Origin of the sequence: Rossellomorea aquimaris (assembly GCF_008180865.1) — a bacterium.
Lineage (GTDB): Bacteria > Bacillota > Bacilli > Bacillales > Bacillaceae_B > Rossellomorea > Rossellomorea yichunensis.
The window spans coordinates 115,483-133,728 of the sequence record NZ_VTEX01000002.1 but is presented as its reverse complement, the minus strand read 5'-3'; the positions used below and the strand labels follow the sequence as shown (position 1 = coordinate 133,728).

The following is an 18,246-nucleotide window of genomic DNA, read 5'->3' as shown; positions in this document are numbered from 1 at the left end:
CTTATTTCACACTCCCGATCGCTTGTAATGGATCCACAGTCACGATGCTTCTAAAGGATAAAAGTGAACCGATCCACGCCATCAGTAGAATTAATGCACTGTTGAATAGAATCATGGTGACCGGTAATTCAAAAGGTACGCCTGCCGGAATCACTAATGTAAGTCCAAAGGTAACGACATTCCCTGCAACGATGCCTGCGATGGTAAGAGTGGAAATTTGCGCGAATAGTGCACGGAGAAGAATGCCCGCTTTCGTCCCGATCGCTTTTAGAACACCGTATTGGTGAAGCTTTTGTAAGGTCATGACATAGAAGAAAGTGGCTAAGACAATCGCTGATATGATGAGCAGAAAGATCACCATCATATTCAGTGATCCTTGTTCTGCAGAATAGCCAGGCACATTAGAGAGAATGTCTTCTTTAGAGGCGATATCCATTTTTGAAGGCGTGTCTATCGTTCCTCCATTCGTAAATAGAATGGCTTGGTATGTGAGCGAATCTCCAAAAAGATCCTCCCATGTTTCTAAAGATGTAAAAATGGCCGGCGTGTGCCCGTAGCTGAATCGTTTTTCAGTAAATCCCTTGACTATCCAATTTTTATCCTCATAGGCGAATGAATCTCCTATCTCTAACCCTTCTTCCTTCAGGCTCGGATCGGCAAGCACTTCATAGGGTGCGAGCTTCGGGAGATCTGCTGAAATTGGCATGAAAGCACTATCGGGGTCAACGGCAAACAGGCTTACATTTACGGTCCTGCCTTCCTTGTTGATCTCCACCATTTTCAGACCAAGGGGAGATCCCCCTTTTATAGAAGAAATATCTTGTTTTGTTAACTGTGATCGTTCAAGCTGATGAGTGTCGCCCGCTTCCACAACATAGGTATCAGCAGGCATATTCTTTATAGCCGAAGCGTTATCCACCGATAATCCATTGGCGAGTCCTGAGATTGATAGGACCAGGCTTGTGATTAATGTGATGATGCCAATAATTAATAAAAACTTTACCTTCGCATAACGCATTTCTTTCCAAGCTAGAAACAAAAAAATCACCTTCCCTTTCATTACTTCTCCTTCATGATAAAAGAGAAGTATGAACGGAAGATGAACATAGGATTAAGGAAGAGTCACCGTAAAGGTGGTTCCTTTATTGGTCCTGCTCTCAACATGGATTTCACCTTGGTGAAGGGTAATGATCTTTTTGACAATGGAAAGGCCAAGGCCGCTGCTATCCTTTTCTTTACTCCGTGAAGGATCCGCTTTGTAAAAACGTTGAAATATCTTTACCTGGTGCTCAGGAGGAATTCCGATTCCGCTGTCTTGAATAATAAACTTGAACCCCCTCTGGTGTTTGTGAAGGAACAGGTTGATTTCGCCACCTGGGGGAGTGTATTTGATACTATTTGCCAACAGGTTTTCAAATGCCTGATAGAGCAACTCTTCGTGTCCGTTATAGGTTACATCATCGGCTACGATGGACACAGCGAGGTCTTTTTTTTCCCACAGCCATCGTGTCTGTTTCATGAGACCATGGAGCAATTGAGTCACGTTAATGGGTTCATGTTGAATCAATCCATTATCCTTATCGAGAGAAGCGAGGGTCAGCAGCTGCTTACTCAGCTTAGACAGCCGGTTGCTTTCTGATTCTATCACCTTTAAATAGTGTTCCCGATCCTCTTCTGACAAGGAAGGAGAGAGAAGCAGATTGGCATAGCCCTTCATGGAGGATAGGGGCGTTTGGATTTCATGAGATACATTTGAAACGAACTCCTGTCGCATATTCTCCACCTGCATCAGCTGCCGGCTCATAGATGTAAAGGAACGAGCAAGGGTGCCGATTTCGTCCTTGCGGCTTTCATTCAATTGAATCGAATACTCACCACCGGCAATTTTCTTCGTGGCATTCGTCAATTCACGAATCGGTTTCACAAGATAGCGGGTACTGAAGAACACAATCAGCATGCTGAGAAGTATCGTGAAAAGAAGCAGGACGGATAAAAGAATATGAATTTCATTAAATTGTTGTTTCACATTGGGTCTCATGAACAGGGCATGGGGTTTTCCGTCGATTTCAATCGGAACACCAATGCTATTGGTTAATTCATTGGAGAAAAATCCAGTCACAAATGTGGTAGCGGGATAATTCGCAATTCCATGATAAGTGGATCCGTTCACAACACTTTCTACAATTTCTGGAGAAATGCTGCGATCACGAAAGTCCTCTCCGTAGAATGTTCCAGGAGCTTTGCCATCGGTTACATAAAATTGATAGCTGAGCTTCGTCGTTTTCTGAAAAAAAGCAGGAGCATCCATTGAAGCTGCATTATATAGATCAACGATGTCTTTTGCGATTTCAGTATTTTTTTCGTCGTTGGCAGGCTTTAAAATATGCTGATAGTAAAAATTCGAACCGATGAAAGCAATGACACTGCTCGTCATCATGATAAGAAGGGTGACGACAACAATCCGGACATACAGCGAGCGCATTCAGGTCACCTCCAACTTATAGCCGATTCCACGGACAGTAGTGATCAAGAAATCATCGGAATGACGGAAACGTTCACGAAGCCTTTTAATATGGACATCAATCGTTCGGTCATCCCCTTCAAAATCTATTCCCCATACATGTTGAATGATCTCTTCCCGTGAAAAGGTTCTGTTAGGGAAAGTTGCTAAATAATATAATAGTTCAAATTCCTTAAGAGGAAGAATGATTGTTTTTGATCCGTCCTTCACTTCGTACGATCGTTTATCAAGAATCATTTCATTGAGGCGGATTTTCTGGGGAGCGGCTCGGTGAAATCTCCTCAGGATCGCTTGTACTCGAAAGAGGAGCTCTTCCTTTTCAAAGGGCTTTACCATGTAATCATCGGTTCCGGCTTCATAGCCTTTTGCTTTATCTGTAAGACTGTCCTTGGCGGTTAAAATAATAATCGGGATATCGTAGTACTCCCTGATTTCCTTCGCCAATTGAAAACCGTCCTTATTCGGCATCATCAAATCGACAATCGCCAAATCGATCGACTGTGCTTCAAGAATGACAGAAGCTGCGTTTCCGTCTTGTGCTTCAGTAACCCAATAGCCATTCTGCTCTAAATGAACACGTATAAGCTTACGTAAATGGTGATCGTCATCCACGACAAGTATTGAAATCATCACTAATCCTCTTTTCCGTCACCTGTTTTATGACTCAACTTTAGCACAATTCACGCTGCATAAACCAATTTATGACCCATTCCAGTACTGTTGGATATAATATAGATAAAAATATCTTTCACCCATATCTTTTTCACACATTCATCCGTTATAAGTATGAGAGGATTCAAAGGAGTGAGGACGATGCAAACGAGGTCTGGCTTAAAAATGAATGAACGAATGCCAAACGATGAAGTCATGGAAGAGCTTGTTCCCAAGCTATATCGATACTGCTATTTTCTGACGAAGAGCAAATGGGACGGTGAAGACTTGGCTCAAGAGTCCATCTGTAAAGCACTGAGTCATTACCCTGCTCAACAGTGGAGGTCATCTTTACTTAATAAAATCGCTTATCATCTATGGGTGGATAAAGTCCGCAAACAGAGTAAGGAATCGATTGGCGGAGTCCCGGAAGTGAAGGCTGAAGAGTTTCCTAAAGAGGGGTTCAGTCTTGAAATCATGGAGAAGCTTTCGAGAAAGATGACCCCAAAACAGTTAGTCACCTTTGTTTTGAAAGAGGCGTTTCAGTACAAGATTTCTGAAGTGGCAGATGTTCTGGGGATGACGGAAACCGCTGTGAAAGCCTTGCTGAATCGATCGAGGGAAAGGCTGAAAAAATTCTCCGAAGATGGAGACGGGATCGGCGTTCAAACCTACTGGAATGAAGCTCTTCAGGAAGAGTTGAACGCGATTTTATACCGCAGCCTGATGGCACAGGATCCCCGTCTTCTTTTGGCATACATTCCAATCCTGCTGGCACACGCTCCAGCCCAAGGCAAATTTGTACGAACTTCTGACTCTCCTTCAAGCGTCCTCTCATTAACTGCATAACGAATGAAGGAGGAAGTATAGATGAATGCCATACCTTATGTCATTGAACAATCCAGTAAAGGGGAACGATCCTACGATATTTATTCAAGATTGTTAAAAGACCGGATCATCATGGTGAGTGATGAAGTGAATGACCAGATGGCCAATAGCATTGTCGCCCAATTGTTATTCCTTGCTGCAGACGATCCGGAGAAAGACATTTCTTTATATATCAATAGCCCGGGTGGCTCCACTTCAGCAGGGTTTGCCATCTTTGATACGATGAACTATATAAGTCCCGATGTTCGGACGATCTGCACCGGAATGGCGGCATCATTCGGCGCAATGCTGCTGCTTGCAGGCACAAAAGGAAAACGCTTTGCCTTACCAAACAGCGAAATCATGATCCACCAGCCATTAGGCGGCGCCCGTGGGCAGGCGACAGACCTGGAGATTTCAGCGAAGCGGATTCTGAAACTTAGACAGCACATCAACGAAATCATTGCTGAAAAAACGGGGCAGCCCGTTGAAAAAGTTGCCCTTGATACGGATCGTGATTATTTCATGAGTGCCTATGAGGCAAAGGAATATGGGATTATTGATGAGATTATTGAGAAGAAGTGATGGAAGGAGGAACGGTCGTTGGACCGTTCCTTTTTATGTTTTTGGGAGGAGGGGCAGTGCCAGGCAAAAGGTGATTGTATCAGGTACAAACCAAACCTTAACCGATGTGCATTTCCAGCTTATTAAGGGGTATGGTATTTCACAAGTTGAAAGACGGATTTGCCAGGATTCCGATTCTTTATTTTTCCCTTCCTTTCTATTATCCTTAGAGAAAACAGTCTTATAAAAAAGAGGGACAATCATGAAAACAATACATAGCGATGTGATTCAATTCCGTGGATCTCATTACGATTTTGGATATATGCAAGGGTTAAGGATAAAGGATTCGATCACGTTGAGAAATCGAGAGAACCAATGGAAAGTGAGAAAGCCCCGTTTCTCGATAAACATAGAGGAAGCGAAGCGCGCGATCCTGAGATTTGCTCCGGGTGTTTGGGATGAGCTTATCGGATTACAGGAAGCGCTAGGGTGGCGGATGGAGAAAGTGCTGCAGGAGTTTGGCGGATACCGCGTTGAATATACGAAGTCCGGCTGCTCGATTATGACAGGTGAAAATTATTTGATCAGAAATTACGATTATCATCCGAAGACGTATGAGGGAAGGTATACGTTTTTCCAACCGACGGATGGCGGGTATAGTATCATCGGACCGAGTCAGCGGGTAACAGGACGGATGGATGGCATGAATGAAAAAGGATTGGCAATTGGATATAACTTCATGCATCGGAAAAACCCAGGGGATGGTTTCATTTGCTGTATGATAGGGCGATTGATTCTGGAATCATGTGGAGATGTTTCGGAAGCCGTTGGGATGCTGAAAGAAATTCCTCACAGGCACTCGTTTAGTTATGTGGTGTATGACAGAAGTGGTGAAACGTTTATTGTTGAAACGTCTCCTCGTGGCGTGGAGATTCGCCAGTCAAATGCGTGTACGAATCATTTTGAAGTGATGACTCAAGAAAATCGAAATCATCTGGTCGATTCGAAACGCCGATTGAGTATCATTCAAGATAAGCAGGCTACCGATGCCCATGAAGCTTTCCGCTTAATGAATGACACGGATAAAGGCGTATTTTCTGATTTATATGGAAGCTGGGCCGGCACCATCCATACATCGGCCTATTTTCCCAAAGAAATGAAAGCATGGTTTGCCCTGGGGGGAGATCGGGAACCGGTTGTGTTTGATTTTTCCCAGTGGCTTGGGGGAGAAAATGTTTCTCTTAATCAGATTAAGGGAGAAATTGATACAGATATTCCGTTTGTTCATATGGATGAGGGAGCGGATTGGTTTAGTAAATGATAGTAGAACCTGGGGAGTATTCCCAAGGTTCTTTTTTTGATAGATTTAGAGTGCTGAGGCATTCTTCCATTTTACTAGAAAATATTTTCTGATTTTTCCTTAATTATGGGCCTTTTAGTCGGTTTTACGTATTTTTGCAATAGTGACAAAATAGTCACATAGTTTTTGAAATTAGAATCAGTATAATAGAACTAGAAAGGTTGCTTTACAGGAGGGATGCGAGTGAGTCAGCAGAAAAGAAATTGGCTTGAAAGATTAAGGAAAATCAAAGGATATAGCCAAGAAGAGATTGCACAACTAGTTCACATCGACAGATCCTATTATTCAAAGATTGAAAATGGTGTGAGAGTACCAAGTAGGAAGCTGGCAGAGGACTTGGCCAATCTACTGAACTTTCATGTTTCCATCTTCGAATTGGAGGTAAGTCCATTTTATTTTGCCCTGCAAGATTCCCCGATGATTGTTGCCCATTTTGATCTAGAGCTCAGGTATACTTGGATTTTTAATCCCCACCCGGATTTCGATCCTGTTTTCGTGATTGGCAGAAGCGATGTGGAGCTAGAAGATAATGATGGAACCAGAGAGCTAATGAGAATAAAGCAAGAGGTCATCAAACAACGTAAATCGATTAGAAAAAAAATCTCCTTTCCCCTATCAGATAGTACTTATGAGTATGATGTTACTTGTCATCCATTATTTAATGAGAAGGGTGAATTGATTGGGGGAAGCTCTGCCTCCACTCAATTATTAAAGGAAGAGGTAACGAATTGTAGTCAAAAAATTCACTCCTGACCGGTAATTTTGATAGAAATGAGATAGGGGGTGTTTTCATATGATTGATTCTGCTTTAACGAACTTATTATTAAACTTTTTATTTATTATCGTAGGACTACTAGCCTTTGCATTGTATTTTGATTTCAAAAAGAAGACCCCTTCAAAAGGTATCGTCATAATTCTTTCAACCTTTACGATACTGTTATGTGTGTTGTTTAGTTACAAGCTTACGGCCGGAGTTTATGTGGATTTAAGAAGGATTCCTTTTTTCTTGGCAAGTTTATATTTTGGTCCACTAGTTTCCTTCGTTTTAATGTTGGTCATCATTTTATTACGATATTTGTTCATCGGTAGTGGACTTATCCACCTTGTCATTCTGAATTATTTTATTACGTTTTTAATTTTGGCAGCGTTTTCTAGTGGGTTTCTAAGTGCTAAGAAAAAAGTGAAAATGCTTTTCACTGTAGTGATATGTTTTATCATGACTGTATTCAATTTGGTGTTTGGATATGTTTATGAAGCTGAAATCTCGAGGAACGAATACATATATCTTGTGCTCATTCCTCTAGCCGCAACCATTATCTCAGTTATGATTGCTGAGATGATCCGAAAGCTAATCATAATGAGAAGAACATTGTCTCAACACGAAAAGCTTCAGGTTGTAAGTCAATTAGCGGCCAGTATTTCCCATGAGGTGCGAAATCCTTTAACTTCCTCCAAAGGATTCCTGCAGCTGGTGCGTGAGGAAAAAGATGAAGAACTTCAAAAGCAGTTTATTGATTTATCCTTGAAAGGAATTGATCAAGCTACTCACGTCATAGAAGACTATCTGACTTTTACCAACTCAACACCTGATAAAATAGAGCGTATCAATGTAAAACATTCGATTGTGGAACTAATAGAGATGGTGGAGCCATTGGCTCAACATGTTTCATTCAGCCATCAACTCATTGATGATATATATGTAGAAGGCCAGGCCCATAGTTTTCGGAAATGTATCGGGAATATTATGAATAACGCCATAGAATCCATGCCACAAGGCGGGAAGCTTTCTGTAGAGATGATCGTGAATGAAAACCTTATTATTGCCGTAACTGATTCAGGATTGGGGATGACCAAGGAGCAGATCCAACGTTTTGGAGAACCTTTTTTTACGACGAAAGACGAAGGAACTGGTTTAGGGGTAATGGCGGCAAACATTATTGTTCATTCTATGAAGGGTAATATTCAAGTGAAAAGTGAATTGAATAGAGGGACGACGGTTTATATAGAATTGCATAAATCTTTAAATCTAGATGCTGGGTAAATGTGAAGAAAAGGAATCCGGCAGATAATCCGGATTCCTTTTTTTCATTAAACAAACTTTACGATATCCTCATAAGGCCGACGCGTTTTCGGTGCCGGATCCTTCACCCGGTAACCGAATGCAACCATGACGGAAATGCTGAAACGACCATCTTCCAACAATTCTTCCTCATCTAAAAGCTTATTCATCTTTTCGATGTCAAAGCCTTCGATTGGACACGAGTCGACACCGATTTGAGCGGCTGCTGTCATCATATTCCCAAGGGCTAAATAGGTTTGCTTACCGGCCCAATCGTATAGGGGACGATTGCCGTCGAGTAAATCGAAATCAACCTTTTGGAACTGCTCGATCTTTTCTAAGTATTTTGCCATATGATCTTCCGGCAGGTTTTTCACGTTTTTAAAATGATCCTGTAAGTATTGTGAATCGTATTTCGTATCTTTTTTCGTTCTGGCCAGGATCACGACGAAATGACTGGCTTCAGGCAGTTTTCCGTATGCTCCCCAAGCTGTGTTTTTAATTTTTTCCCTAAGTTCAGGATTTTGAATCACGACGAATCTCCAAGGCTCGAAGCCAAATGAGCTTGGCGACAAACGACCTGTTTCCATAATGAATTGGAAATCCTCATCGGATACTTTCTTGTTTGGGTCGAATTCCTTTGTTGCATGTCTGAAATGGTAAGCATCTAAAATGTCTTGCTTTACTTGTTCTTTACCAACCATTGAACATTCACTCCTTATCCATTGATTCAATCATGTTTAATTTATCATAAGTGAAGAGGGGAATCATGTGATGTGCCTGAACAATATTGTTTTGGTTGGAATTTTGGGAAAATTGAAACATACTGCCTATCGGTCGCGTAGATGAGGGAAGAGAACTATAGAGAGGCTTATTGATAGGTAAAGGCGTGCCTGGGCACGCCTTTTGATGTTTAAAATAATACATACGATACGACAATATACAAAACGGTTATAATAAAGGATGGAGCCATGTATCTCCACTTATTCAGAACATTGGCTGGCCGCAAAAGCAAGTATACGATGACGAGTGTCATCAATAATCCCAGTCCTGCGATAAAGATATGGGAAGTGTCGACTGCTTCAAGTATGGCACCTTTTCGGTAAAGCACATCGGTCAGGACGAGCAATTGTATGTTAAACAGATTGCTTCCTAGAATAGAGCCGATCGCCATATTGTAGTTTGCCAGTTTAAAAGCAGCAAGGACCGTCACGAGTTCAGGCAGGGAAGTGGAGGCAGCGATGAGAAAGCTCCCAACAAAGCTTGCGTTCAAGCCCGTTGCCTTTGCCAATTGGTCACCTGCAATCGATAACACACTTCCTGATGCAAATACGACCAGTGCAGCAATGATAAAACCGATGACAGCTGTTTTGAGGGAATAATCCTTTGTAGGTATGGATTCTCCTTCAGTATCATCGCTGGAAACGAATTTCATCGCAACGAAGTATAGGATAATGATGATGAACATCTCAAGCCCAACACCAAAAAATTCAATGGAACCCGGCATGTAAAGGGCGAAAATAATGATCGTGAGAAACAGGAATCCAAATAGGGCAGAAGGAATATTTGCCTTCCTGTTCACCTTTTGGAACAATCTTCTTTTACGATAAATCAGATCGACCACTGCCAGGATAAAAAGATTGAACACATTACTACCGAGCATGTTCCCTACGGCAATATCAGGGTTATCGATATAGACCGCCGTTAAGCTCGTTGTTAATTCAGGGAGTGACGTTGCCCCTGCAATGAGGAATGTCCCTACGACAGCCCCACTTAATGAAGACTTCTTACTGATGACATCTCCGAACTGATTCAGGTAAATAGCGGCCGCAACCACGATGGCTGCAGCTAGTAAAAAAACAATGTAAACCATATAATCTCCTCCAAGCCAGCGCATACAAAAAAGACCCCGGCACAAATTTTTGTACCAAGGTCTTGCGTGCTGAAGAATGAGCTAAAGCCTGATGAACCAGGTATTTTCATACCGGGATGACGATTCATCAGCCGATTACCGGTCGCTACTCCCCTTGTTACTATTAATGTATTAGGATTTTGAAGGTTTGTCAACGAAAGTGCTTATATTATTTATGAGGAGGCGAACGTATGAAAGTGGAAAGGGAATATCAAGTGAAACAAATAGTTGATTATGATATCAAAGGAAAAATGAAAGCTGAAATACAAGAATTATTAACTGAATGTTTTGGAGATGGCTATCCTGATGATAGAATTTACTTTAAACAGATTCCTCATTTCAGGTATCTCGTCCATAACGAAGATCAACGTTTAGTGGGGCATGTCGGGGTGGATTACCGAGTCATGAAATTGGAAGGTGAGCCTATAAATGTATTGGGGATAATCGATTTGTGCGTTTCAAAGGGTAGTCGCTCCCTGGGAATCGGATCACAGCTTCTCTTCGAATTAGAAAGGTTCTGTGATGGCCGAAACATCGATTTCCTTCTTTTGTTTGCCGATGATCCATCCTTATATGAAAAAAATGGCTTCCAATCGGTGTCCAACCAATGCACGTGGATGAAGATCAACGACCAAAACCAGACCACCCGGGGCATCGGCACCGAAACCATAAACGAACTCATGATCAAACGAGTAGGTACCAAAAAATGGTCAAGCGGCCAACTGGACATGCTTGGTTACCTCTATTAAAATTTGAGGTCCAAGAGGGACGGACCTTCAAAAAGGAGTATGTATGAAGGAAGAGTATTATGATGAATTATTAGGTGTTCGTACGAGTGAGTTGCAGATGGGGTTTCACCGGTCTTTTCATTATCATCGGTACGAGCCGACTCCGTATCAGGCATTGGATGAATTATTCCGACATTATACATTGAATGGCAGTGATCGTGTGGTCGATTTCGGTTGTGGAAAAGGACGATTGAATTTCTTAATTCACCACCTATTTCAATCCACCGTTGTTGGCATTGAAATGAATGAAGAATTTTATGAAGAAGCCGTGGCGAACCGGGAAAGCTATTTAAAAAAGGCGAAAGCCAGTGATAATCTCTACTTTTATCACTGCCTGGCAGAAGAGTATACGATCCATCCAAAGGATAACCGTTTTTACTTTTTCAATCCGTTCTCTGTTCAAATTTTCATGAGGATTATCAATAACATCCTCTTTTCAGTGGAACAATCACCACGTGATATCGAGATCGTGTTGTATTATAGCTCGGATGATTATGTGCATTATTTAGAAAATCACCCCCTTTTCGTTTTGCGGAAAGAGGTGAATTTGTCAGGGGATTATGAAAAGAATGAGTATGAGCGATTTTTGGTGTACGGTTTGATGTATTGAATGGGGTGTCTCCTGACTAGCTTTGGGAGGGCACCTTATTTTTCTTTTTTCTGCAAAGCCAATATTTTTGATTTATGCGCTTTCATATCGGAGAATAGTGACATGGCATGTGAAAAGTAAAAGGAGGCGGATGGAATGAGAATACTAGTTGTTGGTGCAGGTGCCGTTGGTGGCTACTTCGGAGGTAGATTGATAGAGAAAGGCGAGGATGTTACGTTTCTCGTTCGTGAGCGAAGAGAGCAGCAACTGAAAAAGCATGGATTGCATATTGAAAGTGTTCATGGCGATTTTCACTGCAAGCCGAAAACGCTGAGATCAGTAGAAAATGCAGAGCCCTTTGACGCCATTATCCTCTCAACCAAGGCTTATCATCTTAAGGGAGCAATCGAAAGCCTTCACTCCTTCGTAGGTGAAAAGACGATGATACTTCCACTTTTAAACGGAATGTCTCACGTCGACGATCTTATAGAAGCATTCGGGGAAGAAAGAGTGATAGGCGGTTTATGCTTTGTGGAGTCGACGCTTGACGAAACAGGGAAGATCATTCAATCAAGTCCCATTCATGATCTCGTTTTTGGAGAAAGAAGTGGTGAGCGGACGGATAGAATTGTGAAGATTGAAGGGGCCTTTTCAGGAACGAAGGCAAACTTTCGATTATCTGACACCATCGATCAGGAAATGTGGCATAAGTATTTATTTATCACCACTCTTTCAGGCGTAACATCCATATTCCGGGCACCGATTGGACCGATTCGGGAAATAGGTGAGGGTGCAGATATGATCAAAGGAGTCCTTTATGAAGCGGCTATGATTATGAGAGGCTTGAAAGCTCCACTTGCTGAGAAAATAGAAGATGCTCAATATGACAAAATCAATCAAATGGGCTACAGTATGAAATCATCCTTACAGCGGGATATGGAAAAAAACCTCTCCGTGGAAGCAGAGCATTTATACGGGTATTTATTGAAGGCTGCTGAAACTCAGGGAATTGAAGCTCGTGAGTTGCGTTTGATTTATGGGAATCTGAAGATATATGAAAGTGCGAATACGTAAGGAATGAGAAATATCCGATACTTTAAAATGGTGTCGGATGTTTTTTTATGAGCTCGGCTGTTGAATTTTTGGTGGGATGGGCAGCTGAATACCACATCACCCAGCTGTCCATCCCAAACACATTTCCATTCCTCTTATACTTACTTATTAAAAGAGGAGCTCAAATTCCTTGAAGGAGCCACCTTATACAACCGTTGCAGGACCACAAGAGAAACAACGGTCACGACTATATCCAGTGGCAGATACGCAACCATCCATCCCCAGGCAACCGTGTAACTGAATTCGCCAGGTGCTTCCGCCCAAAATGTTAGGGCAAGATACATGAAATTCGTTCCGATTATGTAATTTAACAATAAAGCCAGAATTCCAGCAGTGAGATATCCTCCAAATGTGCGATTCCTTTCCAAAATGATTCCCACGGCGAACGCAACCGCGATAAAGGATAGAATAAATCCAAAGGTAGGACTGAGCAGGCTTGACGGTCCTCCTTTAAATTGTGCAAACACCGGTGCCCCTACTAATCCGAGAGCTAAATATACCGTCATTGCCTTCGCTCCCACCCTGCTTCCGAGCATTCCACCTGCAATGATGGCAAACATCAACTGAAGGGTGACCGGAACTCCTCCGATCATTAGAAACGGAGACACATTCGCTCCCACTGCCATTAAAGCAGCAAAAAGGCCACATAAGACCATTTCTCTAGTTTTTCCCATTTCCATTTTCTCCTCCTTAAAACTGTGGTATGATTGTTATTATCTTAAATGTTAACCTATTTGTAAATAAGGTTAACATAAAAGGAGGGAAATGATGAAAGGGTTTTTCATTACCGGCACAGATACGGATATCGGAAAAACGATAACAACTGGATTGTTAACAAAGTACTTCTTGGAAAAGGGCATTGATGCATTCCCCTATAAGCCAGTGCAAAGTGGAGCTGTCTTGAAAAAAGATAGACTAGTAGCCCCCGATACTGAATTTTATGAAAAGGTCACTAATCGTTCTTTTGGAAAAAATGCGAATACATATTTATTAAAAACGCCAAGCTCTCCTCATCTGGCAGCTGCATTAGACGGTGTTTCGATTGAATTGAAGCCAATTTTAGAACAAGTGGAGAAATTACAAGGCATTCACGAACTTTTACTGATTGAAGGAGCGGGAGGACTGATTGTCCCGTTAAACGAAGAAGCAACCATTCTTGATTTAATCGAACGAGTGTCATTGCCTGTCATTCTTGTCGCGCGGGCTGGTCTTGGCACAATTAATCATACGGTCCTGTCTGTGATGGCATTGAAACAACGGAGTATTAATATCGCAGGCATCATCCTGAATCAGACATCCAGAGATGAAATGCCGGAGATCGAGCGGGACAACAAACGAATGATCGAAACATTAACCGGTGAAAAGGTAATTGGTGTGCTGGCTAATATATCGCAGGATTCTTTTGCAACAGTCGATGTAGGTGAATTATTTAAGAATTGGAAACTTGAAGAGTCAGAGGAGGATATACAGAGTGAATCAACAACAGCTTATTGAAAAAAGCAGTCAATATATGTGGCTTCCGTTTACACAGATGAAGGATTATGATGAGAACCCGTTGGTGATTGAGAGCGGGGAAGGCGTTTATCTTCGGGACATCTACGGGAACGAATATCTTGATGGCTATTCTTCCCTTTGGCTAAATGTCCATGGTCATCGCAATGAGGAAATCAATCAAGCGATCAAGGATCAGCTTGATAAAATCGCTCACTCTACTTTGCTCGGTGCTACCAATGTTCCATCTATTTTGTTAGCCGAGAAGCTGGTTGAACTTTCTCCGGAGAGATTAGCGAGAGTCTTTTATTCAGACAGCGGTGCAACCTCTGTAGAGATTGCCCTTAAAATGGCTTATCAATACTGGCAAAATAAAGGGAAGCCGGAAAAGCAGAAGTTTATCACTCTCCAAAATGCTTACCACGGAGATACAGTCGGTGCGATCAGCGTCGGTAAGGTGGACATTTTTCACAGAGTCTACAAATCTCTTATGTTCGAATCACTCGTTGCCCCGTTCCCGGACGTGGTTCATCATCCTGATTTAGTAGATGAGGAAGAGATTCGAGATCGTGCACTTGAAGAACTGGAAGGGATTTTGAAAGAGAATCACCATGAGATTGCCGGGATGACAGTGGAGTCGTTGATACAGGGTGCTGGGGGCATGAATATTATGCCAAAGGGCTACTTCAAAGGGGTCGAAAAGCTTTGCCGAAAATATGAGGTGCTCCTGATTGTCGATGAAGTGGCTACAGGCTTCGGCCGTACAGGAAAAATGTTCGCTGTCGAGCATGAACAGGTCCAGCCGGACATCATGACAGTGGCAAAAGGGATCACCGGAGGATACCTCCCGATTGCAGCAACCCTCACCACCGAAGAAATCTATGAAGCTTTCTATGATGATTACACATCACTGAAAACCTTCTTCCACGGTCATTCCTATACAGGGAACCAGCTTGGTTGCGCTGCTGCATTGGCGAATCTGGAAATCTATGAAAGAGAAAATCTGATTGGGAAAATTCAAGAGAAAGCGGGGATCATTGAATCATTGTTAGCTCCATTAAAGGAACATCCCCATGTAAGCAGCATTAGACAACTTGGGATGATATGCGGCATTGAGTTGGTACAGGATAAAGCCAGTAAAAAGCCGTTCCTATGGGAAGACAGAGTCGGCTACCGTACCACCATAAAGATGCGTGAACTTGGTATGCTGACCCGGCCGATCGGAGACACCATCGTCTTCATGCCGCCACTCGCCACAACCGAAGAAGAGCTTGAGAAAATGATACGGATCATGGAAGAAGCAATAGAAATCACAACGAAGGAAGCAGTTGGGGTTTAGGGACGGACCTTCAACCACCTGCGCAGCTAATCAAAACGGTAGAGAGAGTAGAGAGAGGGACGGACCTTGAGTGGGTTCGTCTTTTTTTGTTTGACATGGTAGTAGTTCAACAGGTGATATAGAGATGGATTTTAACAGTCAAATAATGTGATTTGTGAAAAAAAGAAGGGACGGACCTCCAATCACCCCACCCAAAACCAAAACATTGATTTAACGGGACTTGAGTAAATGAAGAGGTCCGTCCCTCTCACTGAATTGCTTCCAATAAAAAGTCTACGATGTGGATTGCACGCATTTTATTGGATAGGCCTTCTCGTTCGATGCCGAGTTTCATTTGGAGGAGGCAGCCCGGGTTTGATGTGATGATGGTGGTTGCCTGGGTTTGTTCGACGTTGTCCATTTTGTGATCGAGGATCTTCATGGACATTTCGGATTCAATGATATTGTAGATTCCGGCTGACCCACAGCAGTGATCGGCTTGCTTCATCTCAACGTAATCAGCACCTTCCACTGATTGAAGGAGGATCCTTGGTTCCAAAAATGTACGCTGCACGTTTCGCAAGTGACACGAATCCTGATACGTGATTCGTTGAGAGGAAACGTTCAATTTCTTTTTATGAAACTGTAATTCTACAAGAATGGACGAGATGTCTTTGATTTTATTTTTAAACTGAACCGCACGTTCTTTCCACTCGGGATCATCCTTCAGTAAGTGATCATAATCGACGAGAAAGGCTCCGCATCCCCCGGCATTGGTGATGATGTAATCGACGCCATCCGCTTCAAAGGCCTCAATGTTTCGCTTTGCCAAATCCTTTGCCAAGTCCTTTTCACCGCTATGACCATGCAAGGCTCCGCAACAGGTTTGCGTCTTTGGAATCACGATGTCACAGCCTGCCAGCTGCAATAGTTTCGTAGTGGCATTATTTGTTTCCAGAAACATCGTATCCATTAAACAGCCAGAGAAGAAAGCGACTTTTTTACGAACGTCACCAATCGAGGAAAGAGACGTTGGGCGCCCCTTCATGTCTTTCAGCTTTGGAACTTGAGGAAGTACACGTTCCATTGTCGCCATGCTTTCCGGAAATAGTTTCATAACCCCCGTCGTATGGACTGCTTTCTGCAACCCTGAGCGTTGGTAGATTCCAAGAAGGTTCGTGACCATTCTCATTCTGTCAGGGTGCGGGAATAATCCTTCAAAAACGGTTTTTCTAAGAACCCGTACAGGAAGGGAGTGTTTTTTATTTTGATTGATGATATCGCGTGCCTCTTCTAATAGGTGACCGTAGTTAACACCGGAAGGACAAACGGGTTCACAGGCTCTGCAGCCCAAGCATAGATCCAATGTTCGTTCGACTTCTTCATCAGGTTCGATGACGCCATCCACCACCGCCTTCATTAATGCGATCCGACCGCGCGGAGAGTGGGATTCTTTAAATCCTGACTCGATATACGTAGGGCAGGAAGGGAGACAGAAACCGCATCTCATACAATTCAATAGTTCATCTTCATCCATACGGTCTTTGAATTCCTGCTGTATCTTTTGTTTTTCTAGAAGGGTTGTCATCTTGAAATCACCACACGTTTTCTTGATTCTTTTGCGAATACTTTATTCGGATTCATTATGTTGTTGGGATCGAATGATTGCTTGATCATTTTCATGGCCCCAATGCCTTCAGGTCCCAGTTTCCATTCGAGATAAGGGGCTTTCATCATACCGACACCGTGTTCTCCGGTGATGGTGCCGCCCAATTCGATGGCATGAGCAAAGATTTCTTCGAATGCCGCTTCGACACGTTCCATTTCATCATGGTCCCTGGCATCAGTCGCAACCGTCGGGTGAAGGTTTCCGTCCCCGGCATGACCAAAGGTACAAATCTTCAATTCATAGCGTTCAGCGACATCATTGATTGCTTTCACCATCTTGGCGATTTCCGAGCGTGGAACAGTCGCGTCCTCTAAAATCGTCGTCGGTTTGAGACGGGCGAGTGCAGATAGGGCAGAACGGCGGGCGGTACGAAGGGCATCTGCTTCTACTTCTGTTTTGGCTAATTGAACGGATACAGCGTTGTTCTGTGAACACACTTCTTCCATTCGTTTCATATCACGTGCAACCACTTCAGGAGGACCATCCTGTTCGATCAAGAGCACCGCTTTTACATCGGTTGGCAACCCGATTTTGGCGAAATCCTCAACCACCTCAAGTGTAGGCTGATCTAAAAATTCAAGAGTAGTCGGAATGATGCGATTGGCTATGATACTGGAAACACTTTGGGCCGCTGCTTCAATATCCTGATATAGGGCGAGCATCGTCTGCTTTGTTTCAGGCATGGGAACGAGCTTTAATGTCGCTTCGGTAATGACACATAGCGTTCCTTCCGAGCCTACAAAAAGACGGGTCAAATCATAGCCAGCTACGTCTTTCGCGAGTTTCCCCCCGGTACGGATGATGTCCCCATTGGGGAGGACGGCTTCCAGTGCCAGCACATAATCTCGGGTTACGCCATATTTCAGCCCTCTCAAACCACCGGAGTTCTCATTGATGTTCCCACCGATCGTTGATATTTTCATGGAACTCGGATCAGGAGGATAGAAAAGCCCCTTTGATTCAACATTATGAATGAGATCCAGGGTCACAACACCAGGCTGGACGGTAACGGTTAGATTCTCTTCATCCACCTCCAGAATCTTATTCATATGGGTAAATAAGAGAACAAGGCCGCCTTCTGTAGGGCAGGTGCCTGCGCAGAGATTCGTTCCGGACCCTCTAGGTACGATCGGAATGTGATGCTCATTGCAGATTTTCACGATTTCTGATACTTCCTCTGTCGAGCGGGGAACGATGACCCCGTCAGGCATGGATTGGTAATTAGGAGTTGCGTCATAGGAATAGACAAGCTTTTCAGCGGGAGAATCCCTGTAATTTTCTTCGCCGACGATTTCGATGAACCGTTTTTTGATGTCAGGAGTGATCATACTAATTTCCACCTTT

Annotated in this window: 18 protein-coding genes; 10 read left to right on the top strand and 8 right to left on the bottom strand. The window is 43.1% G+C overall.

Features of this window, described 5'->3' with window-relative positions; genetic code table 11:
- Position 1: 1 nt before the first annotated feature.
- The 3 genes from FZC88_RS08215 to FZC88_RS08205 form a co-directional block, all read right to left on the bottom strand.
- The gene (locus tag FZC88_RS08215; RefSeq protein WP_187443549.1) at positions 2–1,039 is read right to left on the bottom strand and encodes an ABC transporter permease; all 1,038 of its coding nucleotides are present in this window, start codon (positions 1,037–1,039) and stop codon (positions 2–4) included.
- Positions 1,040–1,111: 72 nt separating this feature from the next.
- Positions 1,112–2,482: a sensor histidine kinase gene (locus FZC88_RS08210; protein ID WP_148994402.1), complete on the bottom strand. Its 1,371-nt coding sequence runs from the start codon at positions 2,480–2,482 to the stop codon at positions 1,112–1,114.
- Positions 2,483–3,151 carry a response regulator transcription factor gene (locus FZC88_RS08205; protein WP_148994401.1) on the bottom strand — a complete coding sequence of 223 codons (669 nt, stop codon included), beginning with the start codon at positions 3,149–3,151 and terminating at the stop codon, positions 2,483–2,485. It lies immediately after the preceding gene.
- 183 nt (positions 3,152–3,334) lie between these two features.
- Here FZC88_RS08205 and FZC88_RS08200 point away from each other — a divergent pair, with 183 nt between their 5' ends.
- The 5 genes from FZC88_RS08200 to FZC88_RS08180 all read left to right on the top strand — a co-directional run bounded on the left by FZC88_RS08200 (position 3,335) and on the right by FZC88_RS08180 (position 8,004).
- Entirely contained in the window at positions 3,335–4,021 is a 687-nt protein-coding gene (locus tag FZC88_RS08200) for a sigma factor-like helix-turn-helix DNA-binding protein (protein ID WP_187443548.1), read from the top strand.
- A 21-nt stretch (positions 4,022–4,042) separates the two neighbouring features.
- Entirely contained in the window at positions 4,043–4,624 is a 582-nt protein-coding gene (gene clpP / locus FZC88_RS08195; protein WP_148994399.1) for an ATP-dependent Clp endopeptidase proteolytic subunit ClpP, read from the top strand.
- A gap of 241 nt (positions 4,625–4,865) precedes the next feature.
- Positions 4,866–5,924: a C45 family autoproteolytic acyltransferase/hydolase gene (locus tag FZC88_RS08190; RefSeq protein WP_148994398.1), complete on the top strand. Its 1,059-nt coding sequence runs from the start codon at positions 4,866–4,868 to the stop codon at positions 5,922–5,924.
- A 222-nt stretch (positions 5,925–6,146) separates the two neighbouring features.
- On the top strand, positions 6,147–6,716 hold the full coding sequence (locus FZC88_RS08185; protein WP_397541176.1) for a helix-turn-helix domain-containing protein: 570 nt from the start codon (positions 6,147–6,149) through the stop codon (positions 6,714–6,716).
- A 40-nt stretch (positions 6,717–6,756) separates the two neighbouring features.
- Positions 6,757–8,004 (top strand): ATP-binding protein, encoded by a 1,248-nt coding sequence (locus FZC88_RS08180; protein WP_148994396.1) that lies wholly within the window; start codon positions 6,757–6,759, stop codon positions 8,002–8,004.
- A gap of 47 nt (positions 8,005–8,051) precedes the next feature.
- Here the strand turns inward: FZC88_RS08180 and FZC88_RS08175 are convergent, their stop codons facing one another.
- Complete coding sequence (locus FZC88_RS08175; RefSeq protein WP_148994395.1) at positions 8,052–8,726, bottom strand: NAD(P)H-dependent oxidoreductase; 675 nt, start codon at positions 8,724–8,726, stop codon at positions 8,052–8,054.
- A 209-nt stretch (positions 8,727–8,935) separates the two neighbouring features.
- The gene (locus FZC88_RS08170) at positions 8,936–9,895 is read right to left on the bottom strand and encodes a sodium:calcium antiporter (RefSeq protein WP_148994394.1); all 960 of its coding nucleotides are present in this window, start codon (positions 9,893–9,895) and stop codon (positions 8,936–8,938) included.
- Positions 9,896–10,125: 230 nt separating this feature from the next.
- Here FZC88_RS08170 and FZC88_RS08165 point away from each other — a divergent pair, with 230 nt between their 5' ends.
- From FZC88_RS08165 to FZC88_RS08155, 3 genes are all read left to right on the top strand, one after another.
- Positions 10,126–10,683: a GNAT family N-acetyltransferase gene (locus FZC88_RS08165; RefSeq protein ID WP_148994393.1), complete on the top strand. Its 558-nt coding sequence runs from the start codon at positions 10,126–10,128 to the stop codon at positions 10,681–10,683.
- Positions 10,684–10,726: 43 nt separating this feature from the next.
- Positions 10,727–11,332: a methyltransferase gene (locus FZC88_RS08160; protein ID WP_148994392.1), complete on the top strand. Its 606-nt coding sequence runs from the start codon at positions 10,727–10,729 to the stop codon at positions 11,330–11,332.
- 135 nt (positions 11,333–11,467) lie between these two features.
- On the top strand, positions 11,468–12,385 hold the full coding sequence (locus FZC88_RS08155; protein ID WP_148994391.1) for a ketopantoate reductase family protein: 918 nt from the start codon (positions 11,468–11,470) through the stop codon (positions 12,383–12,385).
- 140 nt (positions 12,386–12,525) lie between these two features.
- On the opposite strand, the gene FZC88_RS08150 is transcribed toward FZC88_RS08155, so the two are convergent.
- A complete protein-coding gene (locus FZC88_RS08150; RefSeq protein ID WP_148994390.1) occupies positions 12,526–13,104 on the bottom strand; it encodes a biotin transporter BioY in 579 nt (192 codons plus the stop codon).
- A gap of 88 nt (positions 13,105–13,192) precedes the next feature.
- Here FZC88_RS08150 and bioD point away from each other — a divergent pair, with 88 nt between their 5' ends.
- Together bioD and bioA are read left to right on the top strand one after the other, a co-directional pair.
- Positions 13,193–13,918 carry a dethiobiotin synthase gene (bioD, locus tag FZC88_RS08145; RefSeq protein ID WP_148995125.1) on the top strand — a complete coding sequence of 242 codons (726 nt, stop codon included), beginning with the start codon at positions 13,193–13,195 and terminating at the stop codon, positions 13,916–13,918.
- A gap of 16 nt (positions 13,919–13,934) precedes the next feature.
- On the top strand, positions 13,935–15,254 hold the full coding sequence (bioA, locus tag FZC88_RS08140; protein WP_222928941.1) for an adenosylmethionine--8-amino-7-oxononanoate transaminase: 1,320 nt from the start codon (positions 13,935–13,937) through the stop codon (positions 15,252–15,254).
- A 247-nt stretch (positions 15,255–15,501) separates the two neighbouring features.
- Here bioA and FZC88_RS08135 read toward each other — a convergent pair whose 3' ends face one another.
- Both FZC88_RS08135 and glcD read right to left on the bottom strand, forming a co-directional pair.
- Positions 15,502–16,821 (bottom strand): (Fe-S)-binding protein, encoded by a 1,320-nt coding sequence (locus tag FZC88_RS08135; RefSeq protein ID WP_148994388.1) that lies wholly within the window; start codon positions 16,819–16,821, stop codon positions 15,502–15,504.
- Positions 16,818–18,230: a glycolate oxidase subunit GlcD gene (gene glcD / locus FZC88_RS08130; RefSeq protein WP_148994387.1), complete on the bottom strand. Its 1,413-nt coding sequence runs from the start codon at positions 18,228–18,230 to the stop codon at positions 16,818–16,820. Before glcD ends, FZC88_RS08135 begins: the two co-directional genes overlap by 4 nt.
- Positions 18,231–18,246 lie beyond the last annotated feature (16 nt).

Bases quoted from the DNA above. Each gene is read 5' to 3' on its own strand.
- FZC88_RS08210 (WP_148994402.1), bottom strand. From the start codon at position 2,482: ATGCGCTCGCTGTATGTCCGGATTGTTGTCGTCACCCTTCTTATCATG.
- FZC88_RS08205 (WP_148994401.1), bottom strand. From the start codon at position 3,151: ATGATTTCAATACTTGTCGTGGATGACGATCACCATTTACGTAAGCTT.
- FZC88_RS08200 (WP_187443548.1), top strand. From the start codon at position 3,335: ATGCAAACGAGGTCTGGCTTAAAAATGAATGAACGAATGCCAAACGAT.
- clpP (WP_148994399.1), top strand. From the start codon at position 4,043: ATGAATGCCATACCTTATGTCATTGAACAATCCAGTAAAGGGGAACGA.
- FZC88_RS08190 (WP_148994398.1), top strand. From the start codon at position 4,866: ATGAAAACAATACATAGCGATGTGATTCAATTCCGTGGATCTCATTAC.
- FZC88_RS08180 (WP_148994396.1), top strand. From the start codon at position 6,757: ATGATTGATTCTGCTTTAACGAACTTATTATTAAACTTTTTATTTATT.
- FZC88_RS08175 (WP_148994395.1), bottom strand. From the start codon at position 8,726: ATGGTTGGTAAAGAACAAGTAAAGCAAGACATTTTAGATGCTTACCAT.
- FZC88_RS08170 (WP_148994394.1), bottom strand. From the start codon at position 9,895: ATGGTTTACATTGTTTTTTTACTAGCTGCAGCCATCGTGGTTGCGGCC.
- FZC88_RS08165 (WP_148994393.1), top strand. From the start codon at position 10,126: ATGAAAGTGGAAAGGGAATATCAAGTGAAACAAATAGTTGATTATGAT.
- FZC88_RS08160 (WP_148994392.1), top strand. From the start codon at position 10,727: ATGAAGGAAGAGTATTATGATGAATTATTAGGTGTTCGTACGAGTGAG.
- FZC88_RS08155 (WP_148994391.1), top strand. From the start codon at position 11,468: ATGAGAATACTAGTTGTTGGTGCAGGTGCCGTTGGTGGCTACTTCGGA.
- FZC88_RS08150 (WP_148994390.1), bottom strand. From the start codon at position 13,104: ATGGAAATGGGAAAAACTAGAGAAATGGTCTTATGTGGCCTTTTTGCT.
- bioD (WP_148995125.1), top strand. From the start codon at position 13,193: ATGAAAGGGTTTTTCATTACCGGCACAGATACGGATATCGGAAAAACG.
- bioA (WP_222928941.1), top strand. From the start codon at position 13,935: ATGTGGCTTCCGTTTACACAGATGAAGGATTATGATGAGAACCCGTTG.
- FZC88_RS08135 (WP_148994388.1), bottom strand. From the start codon at position 16,821: ATGACAACCCTTCTAGAAAAACAAAAGATACAGCAGGAATTCAAAGAC.
- glcD (WP_148994387.1), bottom strand. From the start codon at position 18,230: ATGATCACTCCTGACATCAAAAAACGGTTCATCGAAATCGTCGGCGAA.